The 22,087-nt window shown below is 42.4% G+C and carries 24 protein-coding genes; 16 read left to right on the top strand and 8 right to left on the bottom strand.

Annotation, left to right across the window (positions count from 1 at the left end):
- Positions 1-182: 182 nt before the first annotated feature.
- The 10 genes from GKC25_RS18300 (at position 183) to wrbA (ending at position 8,107) form a co-directional block, all read left to right on the top strand.
- The gene (locus GKC25_RS18300; protein WP_342689874.1) at positions 183-389 is read left to right on the top strand and encodes a DUF951 domain-containing protein; all 207 of its coding nucleotides are present in this window, start codon (positions 183-185) and stop codon (positions 387-389) included.
- A 216-nt stretch (positions 390-605) separates the two neighbouring features.
- Positions 606-1,706, top strand: a complete 1,101-nt coding sequence (gene ychF / locus GKC25_RS18295) for a redox-regulated ATPase YchF (protein ID WP_034660650.1) — start codon at positions 606-608, stop codon at positions 1,704-1,706.
- A gap of 108 nt (positions 1,707-1,814) precedes the next feature.
- A complete protein-coding gene (gene rpsF, locus GKC25_RS18290) occupies positions 1,815-2,102 on the top strand; it encodes a 30S ribosomal protein S6 (RefSeq protein ID WP_003215073.1) in 288 nt (95 codons plus the stop codon).
- A gap of 36 nt (positions 2,103-2,138) precedes the next feature.
- Positions 2,139-2,684 carry a single-stranded DNA-binding protein SsbA gene (gene ssbA, locus GKC25_RS18285; protein WP_034660649.1) on the top strand — a complete coding sequence of 182 codons (546 nt, stop codon included), beginning with the start codon at positions 2,139-2,141 and terminating at the stop codon, positions 2,682-2,684.
- Between the two features lie 40 nt (positions 2,685-2,724).
- The gene (gene rpsR, locus GKC25_RS18280; RefSeq protein WP_008347556.1) at positions 2,725-2,964 is read left to right on the top strand and encodes a 30S ribosomal protein S18; all 240 of its coding nucleotides are present in this window, start codon (positions 2,725-2,727) and stop codon (positions 2,962-2,964) included.
- Positions 2,965-3,176: 212 nt separating this feature from the next.
- Entirely contained in the window at positions 3,177-4,142 is a 966-nt protein-coding gene (locus GKC25_RS18275; RefSeq protein ID WP_034660648.1) for an ABC transporter ATP-binding protein, read from the top strand.
- Entirely contained in the window at positions 4,135-5,652 is a 1,518-nt protein-coding gene (locus GKC25_RS18270; RefSeq protein ID WP_034660646.1) for an ABC transporter permease/substrate-binding protein, read from the top strand. The genes GKC25_RS18275 and GKC25_RS18270 overlap by 8 nt, the downstream gene beginning before the upstream one ends.
- Before the next feature lie 191 nt (positions 5,653-5,843).
- The gene (locus GKC25_RS18265; protein WP_187704277.1) at positions 5,844-6,815 is read left to right on the top strand and encodes a ring-cleaving dioxygenase; all 972 of its coding nucleotides are present in this window, start codon (positions 5,844-5,846) and stop codon (positions 6,813-6,815) included.
- On the top strand, positions 6,812-7,420 hold the full coding sequence (locus tag GKC25_RS18260; RefSeq protein WP_080869564.1) for an alpha/beta hydrolase: 609 nt from the start codon (positions 6,812-6,814) through the stop codon (positions 7,418-7,420). Before GKC25_RS18265 ends, GKC25_RS18260 begins: the two co-directional genes overlap by 4 nt.
- 72 nt (positions 7,421-7,492) lie before the next feature.
- A complete protein-coding gene (gene wrbA / locus GKC25_RS18255; RefSeq protein ID WP_003215063.1) occupies positions 7,493-8,107 on the top strand; it encodes an NAD(P)H:quinone oxidoreductase in 615 nt (204 codons plus the stop codon).
- 48 nt (positions 8,108-8,155) lie between these two features.
- On the opposite strand, the gene katX is transcribed toward wrbA, so the two are convergent.
- A complete protein-coding gene (gene katX, locus GKC25_RS18250) occupies positions 8,156-9,655 on the bottom strand; it encodes a catalase KatX (RefSeq protein WP_254637664.1) in 1,500 nt (499 codons plus the stop codon).
- 194 nt (positions 9,656-9,849) lie between these two features.
- On the opposite strand from katX, the gene GKC25_RS18245 reads away from it, so the two are divergent.
- The 3 genes from GKC25_RS18245 to GKC25_RS18235 all read left to right on the top strand — a co-directional run bounded on the left by GKC25_RS18245 (position 9,850) and on the right by GKC25_RS18235 (position 12,008).
- Entirely contained in the window at positions 9,850-10,506 is a 657-nt protein-coding gene (locus tag GKC25_RS18245) for a hypothetical protein (protein WP_106038537.1), read from the top strand.
- A 149-nt stretch (positions 10,507-10,655) separates the two neighbouring features.
- The gene (locus tag GKC25_RS18240; protein WP_034660642.1) at positions 10,656-11,150 is read left to right on the top strand and encodes an RNA polymerase sigma factor; all 495 of its coding nucleotides are present in this window, start codon (positions 10,656-10,658) and stop codon (positions 11,148-11,150) included.
- Positions 11,151-12,008 carry a DUF3298 and DUF4163 domain-containing protein gene (locus GKC25_RS18235; RefSeq protein WP_106036341.1) on the top strand — a complete coding sequence of 286 codons (858 nt, stop codon included), beginning with the start codon at positions 11,151-11,153 and terminating at the stop codon, positions 12,006-12,008.
- A 47-nt stretch (positions 12,009-12,055) separates the two neighbouring features.
- Here the strand turns inward: GKC25_RS18235 and GKC25_RS18230 are convergent, their stop codons facing one another.
- Positions 12,056-12,982: a manganese-dependent inorganic pyrophosphatase gene (locus GKC25_RS18230; protein ID WP_095286172.1), complete on the bottom strand. Its 927-nt coding sequence runs from the start codon at positions 12,980-12,982 to the stop codon at positions 12,056-12,058.
- 302 nt (positions 12,983-13,284) lie between these two features.
- On the opposite strand from GKC25_RS18230, the gene GKC25_RS18225 reads away from it, so the two are divergent.
- From GKC25_RS18225 to rplI, 3 genes are read left to right on the top strand one after another with little or no spacing between them, the layout of a single operon-like run.
- Positions 13,285-14,223, top strand: a complete 939-nt coding sequence (locus tag GKC25_RS18225; RefSeq protein ID WP_342689873.1) for a YybS family protein — start codon at positions 13,285-13,287, stop codon at positions 14,221-14,223.
- A gap of 30 nt (positions 14,224-14,253) precedes the next feature.
- Positions 14,254-16,233: a DHH family phosphoesterase gene (locus GKC25_RS18220; RefSeq protein WP_187704276.1), complete on the top strand. Its 1,980-nt coding sequence runs from the start codon at positions 14,254-14,256 to the stop codon at positions 16,231-16,233.
- Positions 16,230-16,679 carry a 50S ribosomal protein L9 gene (rplI, locus tag GKC25_RS18215; RefSeq protein WP_034323903.1) on the top strand — a complete coding sequence of 150 codons (450 nt, stop codon included), beginning with the start codon at positions 16,230-16,232 and terminating at the stop codon, positions 16,677-16,679. Before GKC25_RS18220 ends, rplI begins: the two co-directional genes overlap by 4 nt.
- Positions 16,680-16,720: 41 nt before the next feature.
- Here the strand turns inward: rplI and GKC25_RS18210 are convergent, their stop codons facing one another.
- From GKC25_RS18210 to GKC25_RS18185, 6 genes are all read right to left on the bottom strand, one after another.
- Positions 16,721-17,935, bottom strand: coding sequence for a CynX/NimT family MFS transporter (locus GKC25_RS18210; protein WP_034660638.1), 1,215 nt, complete (start codon positions 17,933-17,935; stop codon positions 16,721-16,723).
- A 22-nt stretch (positions 17,936-17,957) separates the two neighbouring features.
- Positions 17,958-18,104, bottom strand: a complete 147-nt coding sequence (locus GKC25_RS18205; protein ID WP_003214589.1) for a YycC family protein — start codon at positions 18,102-18,104, stop codon at positions 17,958-17,960.
- Positions 18,105-18,176: 72 nt separating this feature from the next.
- Positions 18,177-18,911, bottom strand: coding sequence for an alpha/beta hydrolase (locus tag GKC25_RS18200; protein ID WP_060597691.1), 735 nt, complete (start codon positions 18,909-18,911; stop codon positions 18,177-18,179).
- 115 nt (positions 18,912-19,026) lie between these two features.
- Positions 19,027-19,992, bottom strand: a complete 966-nt coding sequence (locus GKC25_RS18195; protein ID WP_034660636.1) for an ABC transporter substrate-binding protein — start codon at positions 19,990-19,992, stop codon at positions 19,027-19,029.
- A 98-nt stretch (positions 19,993-20,090) separates the two neighbouring features.
- A complete protein-coding gene (locus GKC25_RS18190) occupies positions 20,091-21,716 on the bottom strand; it encodes an AraC family transcriptional regulator (RefSeq protein ID WP_095286168.1) in 1,626 nt (541 codons plus the stop codon).
- A gap of 124 nt (positions 21,717-21,840) precedes the next feature.
- Positions 21,841-22,068 (bottom strand): MbtH family protein, encoded by a 228-nt coding sequence (locus tag GKC25_RS18185; protein ID WP_025093680.1) that lies wholly within the window; start codon positions 22,066-22,068, stop codon positions 21,841-21,843.
- Between the last annotated feature and the right edge of the window lie 19 nt (positions 22,069-22,087).

Here is a 22,087-nt window from a genome sequence, read left to right as displayed (position 1 = left end):
TTGAAAAAAAGCGGAGTTTAAGTAACTATTGGTCACAAATAAAATGATCTAAAAGAAGGGTTTTTTCTATAAAAAAGAATAGGATGAATGATTGAAAGAGGTTCTTTGTTTTGTACATTGCTCTTCATCGCCGTTTTTTTGTACAATAGATTCAATGAAGTGAGCAAGAGAGGTGAAGGCTGATGGCAGACAAAGCGTTTGGGTTACATGACGTCGTTGAAATGAAGAAACCCCATCCATGTGGTGTCAATCGGTGGAAAGTTATTCGATTGGGCATGGATATTCGCATTAAATGTGAAGGCTGCGGGCACAGCGTGATGATCCCAAGAAGAGACTTTGACCGAAAAATGAAGAAAATTCTCGTCAAGCATGAGGAGCCAACTGCTTAAGCAGGCCTCATGCTTTTTTGATGAAATTCGTCTTTTGTATAGAAGAAGCAGGTGTAAATTCGCGTTTTAAAGCACTGATTAATCCTTTTTGGCAATGTTTCTTCTATTGATAATGCATAACGGTTAGCTTGTCTTTTCATGTAAACCTACTTATAATTGCTCTAGGTTCATATTACGCAGTATAACGAGCACGTTTGATATAGAGGAGATGAAAGAATGGCTTTAACAGCTGGTATTGTTGGCTTACCTAACGTCGGGAAGTCAACGCTATTTAATGCAATTACACAGGCTGGAGCGGAGTCTGCTAACTATCCGTTTTGTACCATTGATCCAAACGTCGGAATTGTAGAAGTTCCAGACGAGCGTTTGCAAAAACTAACAGAATTGGTGCAGCCGAAAAAGACAGTTCCGACTGCTTTTGAATTCACTGATATTGCCGGTATAGTCAAAGGGGCTTCTAAAGGTGAAGGTTTAGGAAATAAATTCCTTTCTCACATTCGTCAAGTAGATGCGATCTGTCACGTGGTGAGAGCTTTTGCAGATGATAACATCACACACGTATCAGGTAAGGTTGACCCTGTGTCAGATATCGAAACCATTAATTTAGAATTAATTTTGGCTGATTTAGAAACAGTTGAAAAGCGTTTGGCTCGTGTGAGTAAGCTTGCAAAACAAAAGGATAAGGAAGCGGTAGCTGAATTTGATATTTTGTCGAAGCTAATGGACGCATTTGAAGCTGGGAAATCGGCAAGATCTGTAGAATTTACAGATGAGCAGCAGAAGCTTGTGAAACAGCTTCATTTACTCACATCTAAACCAGTTCTTTATGTAGCAAATGTGAGTGAGGATGAAGTAGCGGATCATGACGGTAACGAATATGTGCAGCAAATCCGTGAGTTTGCTTCTGGTGAAAATGCTGAAGTCATCGTCGTTTGTGCGAAGATCGAGTCTGAAATTGCAGAGCTTGAAGGAGAAGAGAAGCAGATGTTCCTTGAAGAGCTTGGCATCAAAGAGTCAGGTCTAGATCAGCTGATTCAAGCATCTTATTCACTTCTTGGCTTAGCTACTTATTTCACAGCAGGTGAGCAGGAAGTACGCGCTTGGACGTTTAAAAAAGGAATGAAGGCACCGGAATGTGCTGGAATCATTCATACAGACTTCGAGCGTGGATTTATTCGTGCTGAAACGGTTGCATATGAGGATTTACTTGCTGGCGGAAGCATGTCTGCTGCAAAAGAGGCAGGAAAAGTTCGTCTAGAAGGTAAAGAATATGTAGTGAAAGATGGAGACGTCATTCATTTCCGTTTTAATGTATAGGTTCTTGTCATAGGCCAAGAGATTTGTTATAATATACAATTGTGAGTAATATAATTTATTGCTCCTTGCCCGTTTAGGGCCGCTTAGACCAAAAGGAGGTGCAATCAGATGAGAAAGTACGAAGTTATGTACATCATCCGCCCAACAGTTGACGATGAGGCTAAAAAAGCAGTTATCGAGCGTTTCAATAACGTGTTAACTTCTAACGGTGCGGAGATCACTGGAACAAAGGATTGGGGTAAACGTCGTCTTGCATACGAAATCAACGATTTCCGTGAAGGCTTCTACCAAATCGTAAACGTTCAATCTGACGCTGCAGCAGTTCAAGAATTTGACCGCTTAGCTAAGATCAGTGACGATATCATTCGCCACATTGTTGTTAAAGAAGAAGTATAAATCATTGAAATATATATTTAAAGGTGGTCTTTCAATATGCTAAACCGTGTTGTATTGGTCGGAAGACTAACAAAAGACCCTGAGCTTCGCTACACGCCTAATGGTGCGGCTGTAGCCACGTTTACTCTAGCTGTGAATCGTACGTTTACGAATCAATCTGGAGAGCGTGAAGCCGATTTCATTAACTGTGTTACTTGGAGAAGACAAGCCGAGAACGTGGCTAATTTCTTGAAAAAAGGAAGTCTTGCCGGTGTAGACGGTCGTTTGCAGACAAGAAACTATGAAAATCAGCAAGGACAGCGTGTCTTCGTGACAGAGGTTCAAGCTGAAAGTGTTCAATTTCTTGAGCCTAAGAGCGGCGGTGCTGGTTCAGGTGGATACAGCGGCGGTGGCAATAGCGGAGGCCAGTATTATGGCGGTAGCCAAAACGATCAGAATCCATTCGGAAATGAACCAAATCAAAATCCATATGGCAATCAAAGCAACCAACAAAATCGTAATCAGGGAAATAGCTTCAATGATGATCCATTTGCGAATGATGGTAAACCGATTGACATCTCCGATGATGATTTGCCATTCTAATTGATCTGAAAAATTGACTAAAGGAAAGGTGTGAAAACAAATGGCAGGTGGACGCAGAGGCGGTCGTGCGAAACGTCGTAAGGTATGTTTCTTTACTTCTAACGGTATCACGCACATCGATTACAAAGATGTTGATCTTCTTAGAAAGTTTGTTTCTGAGCGTGGTAAAATTTTACCTCGTCGTGTAACAGGAACTAGCGCTAAGTATCAACGTAAATTGACATTAGCGATTAAAAAATCACGTCAAATGGCATTACTTCCATACGTTACTGGTGAGTAAGTCGTTGACTTAAAAGCGGAGAGCCTCGAGCTCTTCGCTTTTTTTATTTGTCTCACTAAGAATCTCATCCGAATTGGCTAGAGCTGTTTTTGGCGGGCATCCTAGGGGAAGTATGTAAAAGAGAGAGAAAGTGACAGTTTGTTCTATACAAATACGGGGTCAATCTGTCATATTGATAGTCTAGAAAATAATTGCAGTCAGGGCGTGGGAAGATGATTGAATTTAAGAAGGTATCGATGCAATTTTCTGATGAGCGCTATGCCGTTCAATCGGTTGATTTAGAGATTCAGAAAGGTGAATTTTTTGTATTTATTGGACCTAGTGGAAGCGGGAAAACGACGACATTGAAAATGATCAATCGTCTCATTTCTTCTACAGAAGGTGAGATTTACATAAAAGGTCAAAAAATAAATGATTATGATATGTATGAGCTGCGCTGGGATATTGGGTATGTTCTGCAGCAAATTGCTCTTTTTCCTCATATGACCATTGAAGAAAATATCGCCGTGGTACCAGAGCTCAAACAGTGGAGCCGGAATGAGACCAATAAGCGTGTCGATGAATTGATGCAGATGGTTGGGCTTGATCCTGCTATGTATCGACATCGAAAGCCGTCAGAGCTGTCTGGCGGACAACAGCAGCGTGTCGGTGTGGCACGTGCACTTGCAGCTGATCCTGAGATTGTCCTGATGGATGAACCCTTTAGTGCGTTAGATCCACTAACGAGGGAGAAATTGCAGGATGATCTGCTTGATTTGCAGCGCCGTATTCAAAAGACCATTGTCTTCGTGACGCATGATATGCAGGAAGCGATGAGGCTTGGTGATCGAATTTGTATCATGAAGGAAGGGAAAGTGGTGCAGATTGGTCGTCCAGAGGAATTGGTTCAACACCCAGTCAATGCTTTTGTTCGGGAGTTTGTCTCAGGGGCTGCTCGCCATGTGGGACATCAAGCGTTTGAGCTAGAGGCCATGGCTAGACCAATGGCTCCTGAGGCTCTTTTAGGCTATGAAGCGATCACAGCACATGCCACGCTGGACGATGTCTTATCCCAATTGGCAAAGCATGAGGAATTGGCTGTGGAAAAGGATGGGGAGCGAATTGGACTAGTGAATCGTCAAGCGGTGATTCAGTTTTTAGCTGATTCTCCTAGAGAGAGGGGCGAGTCACATGAATGATTGGATCAGTGTGTTATTGGACCGAAAAGAACAATTGGGACACGCCTTACTTGAGCATATTCAAATTTCTTTTATTGCTTTATTTTTAGCGATTTTGATTGCCATTCCATTAGGTATCTATTTAACGAGGGTGCCAAAGCTTGCAGAGTGGGTGATTGGGGTGACGGCGGTTTTGCAAACAATTCCGTCGCTCGCGCTGCTTGGCTTGTTGATTCCTCTCGTTGGGATTGGACAAGTGCCTGCCATTATTGCGCTTGTCGTCTATGCCTTACTCCCTATTTTAAGAAATACATATACAGGCATTCAGGAGGTCGACCCTTCCCTGAGAGAAGCGGCGCTTGCCATGGGAATGAATCACCGCAAACGGTTATTAAAGGTGGAGCTGCCTTTGGCCATGCCAGTAATCATGGCAGGTATCAGAACCGGGATGGTTCTCATTGTGGGAACTGCCACTCTTGCCGCACTGATCGGAGCTGGGGGATTAGGAAGTCTGATTTTGCTGGGAATTGATCGAAATGATATGTCGCTCATTGTCATTGGCGCTATACCAGCTGCCTTACTCGCACTCTTATTTGATGTGGTGCTGCGCACTTTTGAGAAAATCTCTTTTAAAAAGACTGTGATCTCTGTGACGGTTTTTGCTGTGATTGCAGGAGCAGTTGTCGCGGGCCCATTACTGTTTCAACAAGAAAAGAAAGAAATCACCATCGGTGGAAAGTTAGGATCAGAGCCTGAAATCCTGATCTCGATGTATAAGCTTTTAATTGAACAGGATACGGATATTCAAGTCAATCTTAAGCCTGGTCTTGGCAAGACGTCCTTTGTTTTTCAAGCTTTACGGTCTGGTGATATTGATATTTATCCTGAGTTTACCGGTACTGCGATTTCTGAGTTCCTCAAACAAACAGCGAAAAGCACAGATAAAGAAAAAGTGTATGAGCAAGCGCGGCGTGGTTTGGAATCATCCTTTCAGCTCCGCCTTCTTGAGCCGATGGCTTACAACAATACGTATGCTTTAGCCGTGCCTCAGTCGCTGGCTGATCAATATGATGTATCCAATATTTCAGATCTAGGCAAGATCAAGAATCGCATAAAGGCTGGCTTCACGTTGGAATTTTCTGATCGACAGGATGGGTATCTAGGTATTCAAAAGACCTATCAATTTTCCTTTGACGATGTGGTGACGATGGAACCGAAGCTTCGGTATCGAGCGATTCAAAAAGGAGATATCAATTTAGTCGATGCGTATTCGACAGACAGTGAATTGAGGGAATACAAATTAAAGGTGCTTGATGATGATCAGCATGTTTTCCCGCCATATCAAGGAGCACCGCTGCTAAGACAGGAGACATTAACTGAGTTCCCTGAGATCGGGACCTCTCTCAATAAGCTTGGTGGTCAAATCACAGATGATGAGATGAGAGAAATGAATTATGAAGTAAATGTGAAAGGTAAGGATGCATTTCAGGTTGCGAAAGCCTATTTAAAAAAGAAAAAATTACTGCAATAATCAAGGAAGAGCAGGTCTGTTATGTAAAAAGCAGACCTGCTTTTTTAAAAGGGAAAACAAAAACCGTTGACATTTATTTAAAAACATCATATCCTTAATTCGAGATAAATATATTTTTTTGATTTAATATCTCGAATTCGAGATAATATAAAGACGTCAGTAAAGACATAATGAATAGAGGCTTGTACTTCATGATGAGGAGGTCATTAGAAGTGAAGAAAACAGAAGGAATTCACCATATCACAGCAATTGTAGGTCTTCCTCAGGAGAACGTTGATTTTTATGCAGGTGTTTTAGGACTTCGTCTCGTGAAGAAGACCGTTAATTTTGATGATCCGGGTACGTACCATTTATATTTTGGAAATGAAGGGGGATCTCCGGGGACGATTATCACGTTTTTCCCATGGCCAGGTGCACAAAAGGGACAAATTGGCGCAGGTCAAGTGGGCGTGACGACATATGTCGTACCGCCAGGCGCTTTCTCTTTCTGGAAGGAACGTCTTGAGCAGTTTGATATTTCTTATGAAATGGTTGAACGTTTTGATGAAGCCTTTCTCTCATTTGAAGATCCACACGGCTTGTTGATTGAGCTAGTAGAACGAGCGGAGGGAAAACAAAATGAGTGGACATTTAACGGGGTCACACCAGATGTCGCGATAAAAGGATTTGGCGGAGCTGTTTTGTTAACATCACAGCCGGAGCAAACGATGCAGCTGCTAGAACAAACAATGGGTTTTGAACGAGTTGGAGCAGAAGAGGACTATGTGAGATTCCGTTCGTTTGGTGAGATAGGCAATGTGATTGATGTGAACAAGACACCTGTTGCACGCGGACGTATGGGTGTTGGGGTTGTGCATCATATTGCATGGAGAGCGACAGATGATCAGGATCAATTAGATTGGCAAAGACATATTGCGCAAAGCGGGTATCAAGTGACACCTGTGCAAGATCGAAATTACTTCAATGCTATTTATTTTAGAGAGCTTGGCGGCATATTATTTGAAATTGCGACTGATCCTCCAGGGTTTGCACACGATGAATCAGTGGAAACAATGGGTGAAGCATTGAAACTGCCACCGCAATATGAGGCGCAGCGCAGTCAGATTGAACAAATTGTGCTGCCAATAGAAGTGAGAGAGATTAAAGGGAAAGGAGATTCATGATGAAGCATCTTTTTCGAAAAGGAAAGAATGAACAAAGACCTGTTTTGTTATTACTGCATGGTACTGGCGGGACGGAAGAAGATTTATTGCCGCTTGCCGATTTAGTAGATGCTGACGCATCCGTTCTTAGTGTGAGAGGAAATGTGTTGGAAAACGGTATGCCGCGCTTTTTCAGGCGTTTGGCAGAGGGTGTATTTGATGAGCAGGATTTAATTGAGCGTACAGAGGAACTATATACATTTATCGGAGAAGCAGCAGATGAATATGGGTTCGATCGTCACAATGTGGTGGCTATCGGATATTCTAATGGGGCAAACATTGCTGGAAGTCTTTTATTCCATTACGAAGATGCGTTAAAAGGAGCGATCCTGCATCATCCAATGGTTCCAAGACGCGGAGTTTCATTGCCTTCATTGGTGGGGAAACAAGTCTTTATCGCAGCTGGTGAAAATGACCCAATGTGCCGCCCAGAGGAATCACAAGAGCTCGAGCAATTGCTGAAAGGCGCAGGCGCTTCGGTCACACTACATTGGGAAAATCGCGGGCATCAGCTAACGAGAGAAGAAGTCGATGCTGCAGCATTATGGTATCGTCGTCAATTTTAATGAAGGTGGGGAATACAGGTGGGATTTTTACAGAAGCTTTTTGGGCAAACCAAACAAAAGGAGATGGAACAAATGGAAAACGTAAAATTAGCGATTATTTATTATAGTTCAACAGGTACAAACTATCAGATGGCAAAATGGGCTGAAGCTGGAGCGAAAGAAGCTGGCGCCGAAGTGAAAGTATTAAAGGTTGCTGAATTGGCACCAGAAGCAGTTGTAGCATCAAATCCAGCATGGAAAGCACATTTAGACGAAACAAAGGATGTTCCAGAGGTTCAATTAAGTGATTTAGAGTGGGCAGATGCCATCATCTTTAGCATGCCGACACGTTTCGGTAACTTGCCGGCTCAAATGAAGCAATTCTTAGATACAACTGGCGGCTTATGGTTCCAAGGGAAATTGGCAAACAAAGCAGTGAGTGCGATGACCTCTGCACAAAACCCAAATGGCGGGCAGGAACAGACCATTCTTAGCCTTTACACAACGATGTTCCACTGGGGAGCGATTATTGCCGCTCCTGGATACACAGATGACTCATTATACGGTGCAGGGGGCAACCCTTACGGCGTGAGTGTCACTGTTGACCAAAATGGAAAGATCCAAGAGGATGCAGAAGCTGCTGCAAAACATCAGGCAAAACGTACAGTCAATGTGGCAGAATGGATCAAAAAAGGTCAAAACGCTTAATCGATGGATACAAAAAAAATGCAGCCTAGGTGCTGCATTCTTTTTTATTTAATAAGGATCTGAAGGTGTGCTGTTGTTAATCGCTTCGTTCACGGCTTGTGCGGCGCCTGTAGAGCCTATAGGTCCGCTTGGCTGTTCTTGTTTGAAGGCTTTTAAGCCGTCAGCGACACGCTTCCCGTAATCAGGGTCAGCCTTTGTAAAGTTTTCGATCATTTGCTCTTGAATGTCCTTTTGACAGGTCGCAAGGGTGTTGACTAAGTTCTTAATCAGTTCCTCACGTTCCCAATCATTGAAGCGGCGATACGTTTCTCCGGCTTGGCCAAAGTTGTTCGGGCGGTCAATGGCTTCTCGTTTGACGTCACCCTCTACAAAAGGCGTATGATCTTTTCCATCCTGCTTGGCTTCTTTTAATCCGCCGAGGATCGATGGTTCATAATTCACATGAGGGTTTTGCTCTTTGCCTTGATCGACATGGTATTCCATTTGCCCATCTCTTTGATTCGTGGCCACATGCTTTTTCGGTGCATTGATCGGCAGCTGTAAATAGTTTGGCCCCACACGATATCGCTGCGTGTCAGAATAGGAGAAGGTGCGCCCTTGAAGCAACTTATCATCTGAGAAATCCAAACCGTCTACGAGAACGCCAGTCCCAAAGGCGACCTGTTCGACTTCTGCGAAATAATTTTCTGGATTTTTGTTTAACACCATTCGTCCAATCGGTTTCCATGGATAGTCATCCTTGTACCAAAGCTTTGTCGGATCAAGCGGGTCAAAGTCAAGGTGAGGATGGGCATCATCTTCCATGATCTGCGCATATACCTCCCATTCAGGATGATCTCCTTGCTCAATGGCTTCATACAAATCCTGTGTGGCATGATTAAAGTTTTCTCCTTGAATCGCTTGAGCTTGTTCTTGCGTCAGGTTGCGAATGCCTTGCTTCGGTTCAAAGTGATATTTGACCAGCACTGCTTTTCCTTCATGGTTCACCCATTTGTAGGCATGGACACCTGAGCCTTGCATGTGCCGATAGGTTGCGGGGATGCCCCATGGTGAGAAGAGAAATGTCACCATATGCGTCGCTTCAGGTGATTGCGAGACGAAGTCAAAAATACGCTCGCCGTCTTGACGGTTGGTGACAGGATCAGGCTTAAAGGCATGAACCAAATCAGGGAATTTCAAAGCATCTCGGATAAAGAAAATTTTGAGGTTGTTCCCCACGAGATCCCAGTTGCCTTCTTCTGTATAAAATTTAATCGCAAATCCTCTAGGGTCACGCAATGTTTCTGGTGAATGACCGCCGTGAATCACAGAAGAAAAACGAACGAAAACAGGTGTCTTTTTTCCTTTTTCCTGAAATAATTTTGCCCTTGTATAAGTGGAAATGGGTTCGTCACCGAATGTGCCATAGGCTTCAAAATAACCGTGAGCTCCGGCCCCGCGCGCATGGACGACACGTTCAGGAATGCGTTCACGATCAAAATGACTGATTTTCTCTAGGAAATCGTAGTTTTCAAGCGTAGTTGGTCCTCTATTTCCAACGGTTCTCATATTTTGATTGTCTGTTACGGGATGACCTTGCCGATTTGTTAAAGTGTCTTCTGACTCTGAAGATGGTTTAGGGTGTTGTTCTTCTTTCAATTAAATCCCTCCTTCAATATCTCCCTAACAATATGGTCATCATGCTCCCTATTTCATACAAGGATTGATATAATGATTGAAAACTTTCACGAGGAGCGAACCTGATGATTCGATTACACTGCCTTCACGCCCATCCGTCCAATCAGTCATATATAGAAGATGTTTTTGGCGATACCGATATTGCGCTTTATCACACGGTCGATTCATCATTTATAGAACGCGCTACACAAGATCCCACTTTTGATCAACACAAGCAGCAAGCCTATGTCATCAACAAATTGATGCAAGAAGATGAAGCCGATCTCATTCTGCTCACGTGTACACAATACATTGCCGCTTTGGGTGATCAGCAGCATCTTTTTAAACAACCGATTGTTCCGATCGATGAACCGTTATTTGAGCTGATTTGTCAGGGAAAAGGGCCTCTTCAACTTGTGTTTTCAAACCCGGATACAGTGGAAGGGACAATGAAGCGGCTTAAATCATATGCAAAAGAGCACGGCAAACAGATTGATGCAGAAGTTATGGTGATGGAGGATGTCTTTCACCTTTGCCTAAATGGTGATATGCAGGCTTATGAGGAGCAAATCAAAAAGCAGCTCAGAAGATGTATGAAAAAAAGCGGAGATATTTGCGTGATGCAGCTATCGATGGTTCATGCGGCACAGCAGATGGAAGAGGAGACAGGCGTTCCGATCATTCATCCGCTTTCTCCACTTAAACAGTTTGTCCATCAAACAATATCTGCTTTGAAAGAGTGAACCTGTCTGGTTCGCTCTTTTTGTATAGAAACGGAAATGGGATGACATGTTAAAAAAATAACCGAGCGCAAACTATTTTCCAAAGGCGCGCGTCTATCCATTGTAAGAAATAACCGATGCGCATTTAAGATAAAGGAGCTCTTTGTAAAATGAAGAAACGAAAGATTGAGGATCAATTTGCTGATTACGTAATGGAGCATAAACACAGTTTTTATCGATTGTCCTATAGTTATGTCAAAAACCCAGAGGATGCGATGGATGTCGTTCAAGAGGCGATTCATAAAGCACTCAAATCTGTTCACCGATTAGAGGATGCGACTAAGATGCATAGCTGGTTTTATAAAATCGTGGTGAACGCTGCCCTAGACTTTTTACGAAAAAAGAAGCGGGTGCAAGTGACAGATGATGACACACTCGAATTCTTGTCAAAGGGTGAGTCAGATGTCTATGAGGATCAAGATGTCAGACGAGCCCTAGAGGATTTGCCTGAGATGTACCGGGTTATCATCATTTTGAGATTCTTTGAAGATTTAAAATTAGAGGACATCGCCCATATTCTCGAAGAAAACGAAAACACCATCAAAACAAGATTATATAAGGCGTTGCGGCTTTTAAAAGTAGAATTATCGCAGGAGGAAATATAAATGGATAAGCATTTGGAACAGTTAAAAGAGGAATATTTAGAAATCCCTATTCCACCGGAATATGATGCTATGGTTGAACGAACGTTGAAACGAAAAAACAAAAAACCTCATTTTCAGCAATGGACCATTGGACTTGTTGCTGCGGCTGCTCTATTTGTCACGACAGTTAATGTCAGTCCACAGGCGGCAAGAGCCATTTCAGAGGTGCCTGTCATTGGCGAGCTGGTGAAAGTCGTGACATTCACAGAATTTAAAAAGAGTGATCAAGGAACGAATATTGACCTTAAAACACCACACGTTTCAGGGCTTGGGGACGGAAAATTACAAGACAGCCTGAATCAAAAATATTTAGCTGAAAACAAAAAGCTGTATCAAGATTTTGAAAAGGAAACAAAGGGTTATAAAAATGGTCATTTAAGTGTAGAGAGCGGATATGAAGTGAGAACGAACAATGACCAAATTCTCTCGTTAGGTCGATACAAGGTGACGACTCAAGCTTCTGCGGCAGAGGAAATGACATATGATACGGTGGATAAGAAAAATCATGTACTGATTACATTACCAAGCTTGTTTAAAGATGATCGGTATATAGATGTCATTAGTGAAAATATTAAAGATCAAATGAAGAAACAGATGAAAGAGGATTCAAATAAGATTTACTGGATTGGCAAGCAAGATATGGCGGATCCATTTAAGAAAATTAAGCCGGATCAAAGCTTCTATATCAATTCAAAAGGCAAACTGGTGATTTCCTTTAATGAATATGATGTGGCACCTGGTTACATGGGTGTAGTTGAATTCACGATTCCAACAAGTGTGCTAAAGGATATTCTTGTCAGCGATATGTACATTCATTAAAAGAAGAAAAAAGACTGCTGAACATGTCAGCAGTCTTGTTGTGTTGATTAAGAAAGTGCGTCTGTTAGTGCAGGTACCACTTGTTTCTTTCTTGATACAACACCTTTTAGTAAAGCGGTGTTGTTTTCAAGTGTGACATTAAATGCTTTTTCTACTTTTTCAGCTTCGGTACCGAGTGCAAGAGCAAGGGAGTCATTTTCTAGGATGTCTGTGATCACAAGAACGAAGAGATCAAGACCTTTCGCTGCGATGACTTCATTGATTTTCGCTTCAATGTCAGCCTGTCTTGCTGTTACTTCCGCGATATCTACTGTATTAACTTGCGCAATTTCCACTTTGCTATTGCCTAGTGCAAATTCTTTTGCATCAATTGTAATTAATTCTTGAACCGTTTTTTGGCTTAGGTCAGCGCCAGCTTTCAGCATGTCTAGGCCGTAAACTTCTGGATCTACCCCTGCAATTTCAGCTAGCTCATGCGCAGCATCAATGTCTTGCTGTGTGCATGTTGGGGATTTGAATAGCAAGGAATCAGAAATGATTGCAGATAAAAGCAAACCAGCGATTTCTTTTTCAATCTTCACTTGGTTCTCTTTGTACATTTTGTTTAAGATTGTTGCTGTACAGCCAACAGGCTCAGCGCGATAGTAAAGAGGTTCACTTGTTTCAAAGTTGGCAATACGGTGATGATCAATAACCTCAGTCACTTGTACTTGATCAATATCGCTTACACTTTGTTGGAATTCGTTATGATCGACAAGAATGACTTGCTTTGTTTCGTTTGCAGCCGTTTCAATGAAACGAGGTGCTTCTTGTTTAAAGAAATCTAATGCGTATTGTGTTTCTCCATTGATTTCTCCAAGTCTGACCGCTTCTGCCTGAACGCCGATTTTGTTTTTCAGATCAGCGTAAGCGATAGCAGAGCAAATCGTGTCTGTGTCAGGGTTTTTGTGTCCGAATACGAGTGTTTTTCCCATGTGAATTCTCCTTCTTACATTTATTGATGATGTTTCTATTCTAACAGCTTTTGACCTTGAATTCAGGGTTTATAGCTAAGAATAATCTAAAAAATTGTAACATGCTGATTGAAAAGTTGCATGTACGAATCTATATTGGTGTTCCACGTGAAACGCTCCTAAGATAGCCTGCATTTTACTTGCGATTTGCCGCTATGGTAAAATAAAGGTTGGGGTAAGACATGGTGTAGCTTACATCGTACGTATACATAGAAGGACACATTGAGCAAGATATAGAAAAAGGATTGGATAGAGGTGAAGGTGTGAAACAAACAAAAGCGTTAGTAGAGGGCGCTATCATGATCAGTATTTTTTCTGTCATGATGCTGTTTTATTTGTATGTGCCGCTATTATCCATTATTTTCTTTCTAGCTGCTCCGATACCGATTATCCTCTATACAATCAGGCACGGCTTGAAAAAAGGAATTGCTGCTGGCGCTATTGGGATAGTGATCAGCTTTTTAATTGGGTCTCTTGCTGGACTCATGAGTGCGCCAATTCTGATTGCTGCCGGATTAGGCATGGGTGTTTTCTACAGCAGAAGGCAGCCTGGGAATGCCATCATTACAGGTGCGCTGATCTATTTATTCAGTTTTCTTATCTCCTTTATTGTCAGTGTTCAGCTTTTTCAAGTCGATATCATGGGTATCGCGAAAGAGTCGGTTGAACAAATGATTTCGATGTTAGAGAGTGTCTTAAAGCAATCCGGCGCTTCTGAGCAGAACATTGCGAAGCAGCTGAAGCAGTTCAGAGAGATGCAGGATGCTGCATTGAGTGCTTTGCCTGTAGCGCTGTTAATTGGTGTCACATTGCTGGCGTTCGTGAATCACTGGTTCGTGCAGCCTCTGATCAAACGGTTTGTCAAAGACATGCCGGTCTTGAAGAAATTTAAGGATATGCGGCTGCCAAAAAGCATGGTATGGTATTATTTACTCACACTGCTTTTGATGCTGATTCAGACGGAAAAAGGCAGCTTTTTATGGCTTGTTCAAACGAGTGCTTTTCAAATTTTATTTATACTGGTGCTTATTCAGGGATTTTCCTTTATCTTCTATTATTGCCACGAAAAAAGCATCTCAAAAGCGGTGCCCATTTTCGCTATCGTGTTAGGGGTTCTCTATCCGCCAGTCGGTGTGATTGTGCGTATTATAGGGATTGCTGACATAGGCTTTGATTTAAGAGAGAAAGTAAAAAACAAATAATTCACTCTGAATGTTGAGGAGTTGATATCAGTGCCAAGCTTCTATAGAAAACCTGTCATCAAGTATCCGATCATCGCTTTGATTGTCCTTGCGGTGGTCACAGTCCTCCTCAACCTTTATTATAATTGGATCATAGGAGCGGTTGGTCTTTTCGTTCTTGCAGGTGTGCTCTACTTCTTAAAGTGGGCAGATACGCAAGTGCAAAAAGAGATTGATTCATATATTTCAACATTATCCTATCGAGTCAAAAAGGTTGGAGAAGAAGCATTAATGGAAATGCCAATTGGTATTATGCTGTTTAATGACCAGTATTATATCGAATGGACAAATCCATTTCTCGCTTCGTGCTTTCATGAAAGCACGCTTGTCGGCAGATCCTTGTATGATACATTCGAGTCCGTTGTGCCTCTTATTAAACAAGAGGTCGATACAGAAAATGTGACGCTGAATGACCGGAAATTCAAAGTCATTATTAAACGGTCAGAGCGCCTTTTATATTTCTTTGATGTCACGGAACAGGTGCAGATTGAAAGACAGTACGAAAATGAACGAACGGTGTTATCTTATATCTTTTTAGACAATTACGATGATGTCACGCAGGGTCTTGATGATCAGGTGCGCAGCACCATTAATAGTGAAGTGACGTCGCTGTTAAACAATTGGGCACAAGAATATGGCATTTTCCTGAAGCGAATTTCGTCTGAACGATTTATGGCGGTTCTAAATGAGAGCATCTTAGCAGAGCTTGAAGCGTCGAAGTTCTCCATTTTAGACGAGGTCCGTGAGAAAACAGGGGCGCATAGTGCGACACTTACTCTGAGTATCGGGATTGGAGCGTCCGTTCCTTCTTTAAAAGAGCTTGGGGCACTTGCGCAGTCGAGTCTTGATCTTGCCCTCGGACGAGGCGGGGATCAGGTAGCCATTAAGCAGCCAAATGGAAAAGTGAAATTCTACGGCGGGAAAACGAATCCAATGGAGAAACGGACACGTGTACGCGCACGAGTCATTTCTCATGCTTTAAAAGAAATTGTATCTGAAAGCGGAAATGTCATGATCATGGGGCATAAGTTCCCAGACATGGACTCGATCGGTGCATCGATTGGAATTTTAAAGGTCGCCCAGGCCAATGGGAAAGAAGGCTATATTGTCATTGATGCCAACCAAATTGGTGACAGTGTTCAACGTTTGATTAGTGAGATTAAGAATTATGAAGATCTTTGGTCACGTTTTATCACCCCAGAGGAAGCCATGGAGCTTGCAGAGGATGATACATTGCTTGTGGTCGTGGATACACATAAACCGTCTCTCGTCATGGAAGAACGACTGCTCAATAAGATTGAAAATATCGTGGTCATTGACCATCATAGACGCGGCGAAGAGTTTATCCGTGATCCATTACTTGTCTATATGGAGCCGTATGCTTCATCCACAGCAGAGCTTGTGACAGAGCTTCTAGAGTATCAGCCGAAGAAATTGCGTATTAACATGATTGAAGCTACTGCGCTTCTCGCAGGGATCATCGTGGATACGAAGAGTTTCTCGCTGAGAACGGGATCAAGAACGTTTGATGCAGCATCCTATCTTCGTGCGAAGGGGGCAGATCCTGTCCTTGTGCAAAAATTCCTAAAAGAGACAGTTGATCATTACATCAAACGGGCAAAACTCATTCAGCATACAGATTTGTATCAAAATCAGGTGGCGATTGCTTCATTGCCGTCAGACAGCTCGGAGTATTATGATCAAATTACGATTGCCCAGACGGCTGATTCTCTGTTGTCAATGAGTGAGGTAGAAGCGTCATTTGCTGTCGCTAGACGAGATGACAACACGGTGTGCATTAGTGCGAGATCATTAGGAGATATCAACGTCCAAATTATCATGGAAGCGTTAGATGGCGGCGGTCATTTGACTAACGCTGCCACCCAAATGTATGGTATAACCATTGAAGAAGCGGTAGAGCAGTTAAAAGCTGCCATTGATGAATATTTCGAAGGAGGGGTTCAAAGATGAAAGTCATCTTTCTAAAAGACGTAAAAGGCAAAGGGAAAAAAGGCGAAGTCAAGAATGTAGCTGATGGATACGCTCACAACTTTCTCATCAAACAAGGGTTAGCGGTTGAAGCAAATCCAACGAACCTAAGCGCATTGGAAGGGCAGAAAAACAAAGAGAAAAAGAATGCCATCCAAGAGCTTGAACAAGCGAAGCAACTAAAAGAGACACTTGAGGCGTTAACAGTGGAGCTCACTGCAAAATCAGGTGAAGGCGGTCGTCTGTTTGGATCGATTACAAGCAAACAAATCGCTGATAAATTGCAAAAAGATCATCAAATCAAACTCGATAAGCGCAAAATCGAGCTGAATGACGCCATCCGTGCATTAGGTTACACAAATGTACCGGTGAAGCTTCATCCAGAGGTACAAGCAACGTTAAAGGTTCATGTGACAGAACAAGCATAAAGCAGAAAAGAACCCGTCTCACGAGGAGGCGGGTTCTTTTTTTATGATGGATCTGAAATATAGACGCTTCGTCCGGCTCGCATACCGGATAAAAACATGAAAAATAGGATGATGATAAAGATGATAATGGATGGCGTCCATGTATGTGTGAGATCAAAAAGGATACCGATCATGAACGGACCAACGGCGGCTAATAAATAACCGAGAGACTGCGCCATTCCGGAAAGGGCAGCGGCTTGCTCCATATTGGTCGTCCGTAATCCGATAAATGTGAGCGCCAGACTGATGCTGGCACCTTGTCCAATACCGATCAATAAAACAGAGATCACGAGAATAGGCGTCGATCCTCCGAGAAGAAGTCCGATCATGCCAAGTAAATACACAAGGACAAGTCCGAAGACAAGCGGTCTTTGTGTTTTTAATTTTTCTGCAAAAACAGGCGTTAAAAAGGTGGATGGCAGCCCAGCAAACTGCATAATGGACAGCATCCAGCCGGCTGTCGACAGGTTCATTCCATGTGATGTTAAAATATCAGGAAACCAGGCGATGCTGCTATAGAAAAGGAATGACTGCAACCCCATAAAAAAGGTCACCTGCCATGCGACATGTGAACGCCATATCGGCTGCTCTGTGAGCGAAATGCTTTTGACGGCCGCTGTGTTCTGATGAAGAAGCTGTGGCGCCCAGACCATCATCGCGAGAAGAGCAAGGCCAGCCCATACGAGGAATGATGTATTCCAGCCGCCAGGCATCGTATGACTGAGTGGAACACTGATACCTGATGCAAGTGCCGCAAAGACGGACATCGAGGTCGTATACACGCTCGTCATCAATCCAGCATGTGCAGGAAATTTATGCTTCACGAGCCCCGGTAAGAGCACATTACATATTGCAATCCCGACACCGACAAGCGCGGTTCCAATCATTAAGAAGGTGATCGTGCCAAACGAGCGAATCACAATCCCAAATAAAAGGACAGCAAGCCCAAGCCAAAGGGTTCGTTCATTGCCAAGACGTTTTCCGATTTTAGGTGCAATTGGAGAAAGCAATGCGAATGAGAGCAGTGGTAATGTTGTGAGAAAACCCGCAAGTCCATTTGAAAGCTGTAAATCGGAACGAATGGCGCCGATGAGAGGCCCCACGGACGTAATGGCAGGCCGTAGATTAAATGCAATGAGTAAAATCCCAGCAATCAGCAGGATGGTTTGTCCTTTACTGCGAGGATGTAATGTTGATTGTTCTAGATGTTGTTCCATGAATGTAAACTCCTTTATTTCTTTAAGAAGAACGATCTTTCTTCTGTTCAAGTTCTGCTAGTTTAGCGATTAAGATATGCTGCGGCATATGCATGATTTGTTCAATGGGTACATTGAGTGATGCCGCAAGTTTTTGTGCTGTATCGGCTGAGATTTGTAAAGGTCTCATGAGCAAATCCCTCCTCTTTCAATCTATACGTTCCAATATAACATATCGGCTTTGTGCCATGCTGATAAAAAATTAGAGTTCTCTTTTATAAAACCACTTTATGGCCGATAAGAAATTTTTTTGAAATTGTTTCAGATGATGGCCCTCCCCTTGTTCGATGTGATATTGCAGCTGCCAATCCTGCATCCCTTTCTGTAATAAAAGGTCATGTAGTTGTTTGTTGAATAAAGGCATGTGCTGTTGAGCAGATGTTTTGCCTTTACCTTCTTCACTGCCTACAGATAAATAGACAAGGTGCTCCACACACTGAATGCTTTGTTGTTTAGCAAACGGTAGAAAATCTTGATACCAAAATGACCCAGAGATAGATGCGATGTTTTTAAAAAGGGCAGGGTGCATCAATAGGGTATAAATAGCAAATAGTCCACCTAATGAAGCACCTACGTGACTATGTTGATGACAGGTCTGCTTGACTGGATATTCTCTTTTGATATATGGGAGCAAGTCATTTGCTAAAAATGACATATACGTCTGTGCCTCGCCATTAAAGTCAGGAAACTCAGAACGCAGTGATGACGCCTTCCATGGTGTATATTCATCAAGTCGATTGAAGGGGTGTATGCCGACAATGATGATTGGCGAGATGGTATTGGCTTCGATCATTCTTTCGATCTCTAGCAGGTGTGTTCTAAACAAAGAAGAGCCATCTTGTACAAAGACAGCTGGAACATCAATAGAGGTGTCCTGTGGAAGGTAAATATCAAGCTGACGCCCATTAAACTCGTCATATAGAAACGTTCCGTTCATGTGTATTCTCTCCTCAAGGTTTTCAACTACGCTGAAAAGAAGACAAAGAGCTAAAAATAAAGATCATTTTAGCCCTTTGTCAACAATCTGATCGCGCAAATTGGCGCTTCTTTTTTTAGTTGTTTTTCTCTAACCATTTGACAGCTTTATCAAGGAAGGTTGTTTTGCTTAGTGCTGTTCCTCCTTGAAGCATAGGATCAACGACATTTGCATTGATGTGCCCATTTTTCACAGCTTTTAGGCTTGTCCAAATTTTATTTTGCTCTAAGTCCTTCAATGCGTTTGGATTCGATGAGTTTTCCGCTTTAGAGAACTGAACAAAAATATAGTCAGGATTTAGTTCGCCCAGGCGCTCCATCGAAATCATCGCTTGTGCTTTGGCTTTTTTGATATCACTTGGTGCTGAAAATCCTAAGTCCCCATATAAGGTTGAGTTGAAGTATACGTCTTCTGGATACACGTACAGGTCGCCCTGTCTAATGCGCAAAATGACAGCTGTTTTGTTGTTGCTTTTGTCTTTCAGGGTTTCTTTCGCTTGTTTGAGATCTTTCTGATAATCAGAAATGATGTTTTTGGCTTCTTCACTCTTTCCAGTCAGTGTACCGAGCAATAAAAGATTGCTTTCCCAGTCAGAAGAGACATGGGATACTGGGATCGTCGTTTGGACTTTATCCAGTTTTTTAATTGTTGCAGGCGGGAACTTTGTTGATCCGAGTATCACGTCTGGTTTTAGTTTTAAGATTTTCTCTAGGTTTGGTTCTGTTTTTTCACCGATGCCTTCTGTTTTCGCTGTGATGTCTTTAAATAATTCAGGGAATGTGCCGCCTACGGTAGAAGCACCAATAGGTTGGATACCAAGTAATTTTGCATCTTCCATTGATTCTAGGCTTCCAGCAATGACGATTCGTTTCACTGGTGTTTTGAGCTTGTACGTTTGATCTAAGTAATTGATTTTTGTTTCTGTTGCTTCAGCTGACTTGCTTTTGGCTGTGTTTGAAGCAGGTTTATTTTCTGTAGCACCACAGGCTGCTGTGGTGATCGTCATGATACAAAGGGTAAGCAATGCTAACCATTTTTTCATTTGTTTTCTCCTTTAACTGATAATTGTTCTCAATTAAAGATTGTATTAGGCTTTCGTCCTTTTAGCCATAGACAATTCTCTATCAAATGATGGACTTTTTACGGAAAAAAAGATAAAAGGTCCTGAATGACTCGTTGATGACTGGCTGCTGTGTATTCACGCCAAGGGTCAGAAGCGAGTGGATAGACTGCTTGTTGACTCACAGCCTTGAGATTTTGCCAAGCCTCCTGTTGCTTTAACTTTTGATAAAATGCAATGGTTTTTGGCTCCTTATGCAAGAAGAGGAAGATGGCGTCTGGGTCTAGCTGTTGTATGGAGCGAATGCTGATTTTTTTTTCTATTAGCTGACCATCATTCTGAAAAGCTGGCAGAAGACCAATGTCATGAAAAATCACTTCTGACATGGTGCGATTTACAGACAAGTAGAGCTGATCTTGAAAGATACGAAGAGGCAGGACGGTTTTTGGTGGATGATCAACAAGGCATGCCTTTTTCGCTTGAATGACGATTTCCTCGTAATGAAGCAACCATTCTTCTGCTTCCTTCGCTTCGTTCAGGAACATAGCTGTTTGTCTGAATTGAGCGCGCCAATTCAATTGTGTGAATGGAACAAAGTGAACAGGACAGATGGTTTTCAACACTTGTTTTTCTTCCTCTGTCACATGATCATTGGCAATGATCAGCTCAGGTTTTGTTTCCTTTAATTGCTGTAAATTGGCTTCAGCGTGCTCGTTGATACGATGTGCACTCAGGTGAATCGGAATTTCTTCTGCATGATGCTTAAAATCATGTGCTGTCCATTTAGGATGAAGAGGGGCAGCATATGGGATGATATGAATTGGTGTGAGCTGACCGAGTATGGAATGACCATAGGCTGCAATTTTCCGCTGACGGCTTTTCATATAAGCAGAAGGGGTCATGCCAGTTTTTTTCTTAAAGATGCGGCTAAAGTAATAGGGATCTTGATAGCCGATTTCCAGTGCAATGTCTTTGAGCTTTGCATTGCTTTTTGCCATTAACTGTTTGGCTCTAGCCATCCTTTTCTTGGTGATATAATCAGTGACACTCACATCAAAATGCTTTTTAAATAGCTCACTGTAATGATTGGCGCTGATGCGAGCCATATGAGATAGACTTGTAAGGCTGAGGGGTTCTTCGGAATGTTGATCAATATATTGTTTTGTTTTGAAAAGGGCATGTGCCGTGTCACAAATATCTTCTTTATGCAGTGTGAAAAGCTGCATAATGAGCTGTTGAAAAAGAGTTTGGCTTCTAAAAAAGCTAATGGATTCAGGTCTTTTCCATTCCTCTGTCATTTCAGGCAGTAAAGAATGAATTTGTTCAATCGAGCTAATATCGATAAATTGCCATACATTCAGTAAAGAACGGGCATGTTCAGTTGATACTTCTCCTATGTTTTGATCTTGCAGTGTGTAGAGCTGAAAGCGAAGCAGATAGAGCTCGTGTTTTTGATAAGGCTCTGTTTTCAACATAAATGTTTCCCCAGGCATGATCGTATAGAGTGTCAGATTTTTCAATCGCCATTTTTGATCGTTCAATGTGAGTAAACCGCTGCCGCTTATGCTGAAGAGGAGGCAGAATGTATCTGATAGCTGTTGCTCCGTATGCGGAAGCTCTGCATTATTTATTTTTTCAGTATATGTTAATCGATAGATGAATTGTTCGGCATTTGCCATTGTACGTAATTGATTGTTATTTCCCATAAAACCACCTGATCTCTTAATGATTGATAAACATTCTCAATTAAATTGTAGCAGAAAGGGCTGGAAAGATGGTGATGTTTATTCTGTCAAAAAAGCACCCTGAGTGAGATCAGGGTGCGATGATTTATTCCGTTTTTCCATGTGCTAGGGCAGGTTCTTTTGTTAAGCTTAAAGGCCGTAAGTCCTGCCAGTGTGTCTGGATATAATCGATGCAGGCATTTCTAGTGTCTTCACCAAAGACCTTTTCCCATCCATCTGGCACTGGTGCAAATGATGGCCAAAGTGAATGCTGTCCTTGTTCATTGACAAGCACAAGAAAGACACCGTCTTCACGATCAAAGGGATTTGTCATTTGTCATCTCTCCTTTATT

The sequence above is a fragment of the Bacillus pumilus genome (genome assembly GCF_038738535.1).
GTDB lineage: Bacteria > Bacillota > Bacilli > Bacillales > Bacillaceae > Bacillus.
Note: the sequence above shows the minus strand (reverse complement) of the source record. Positions and strands in the feature narration are given on the sequence as shown.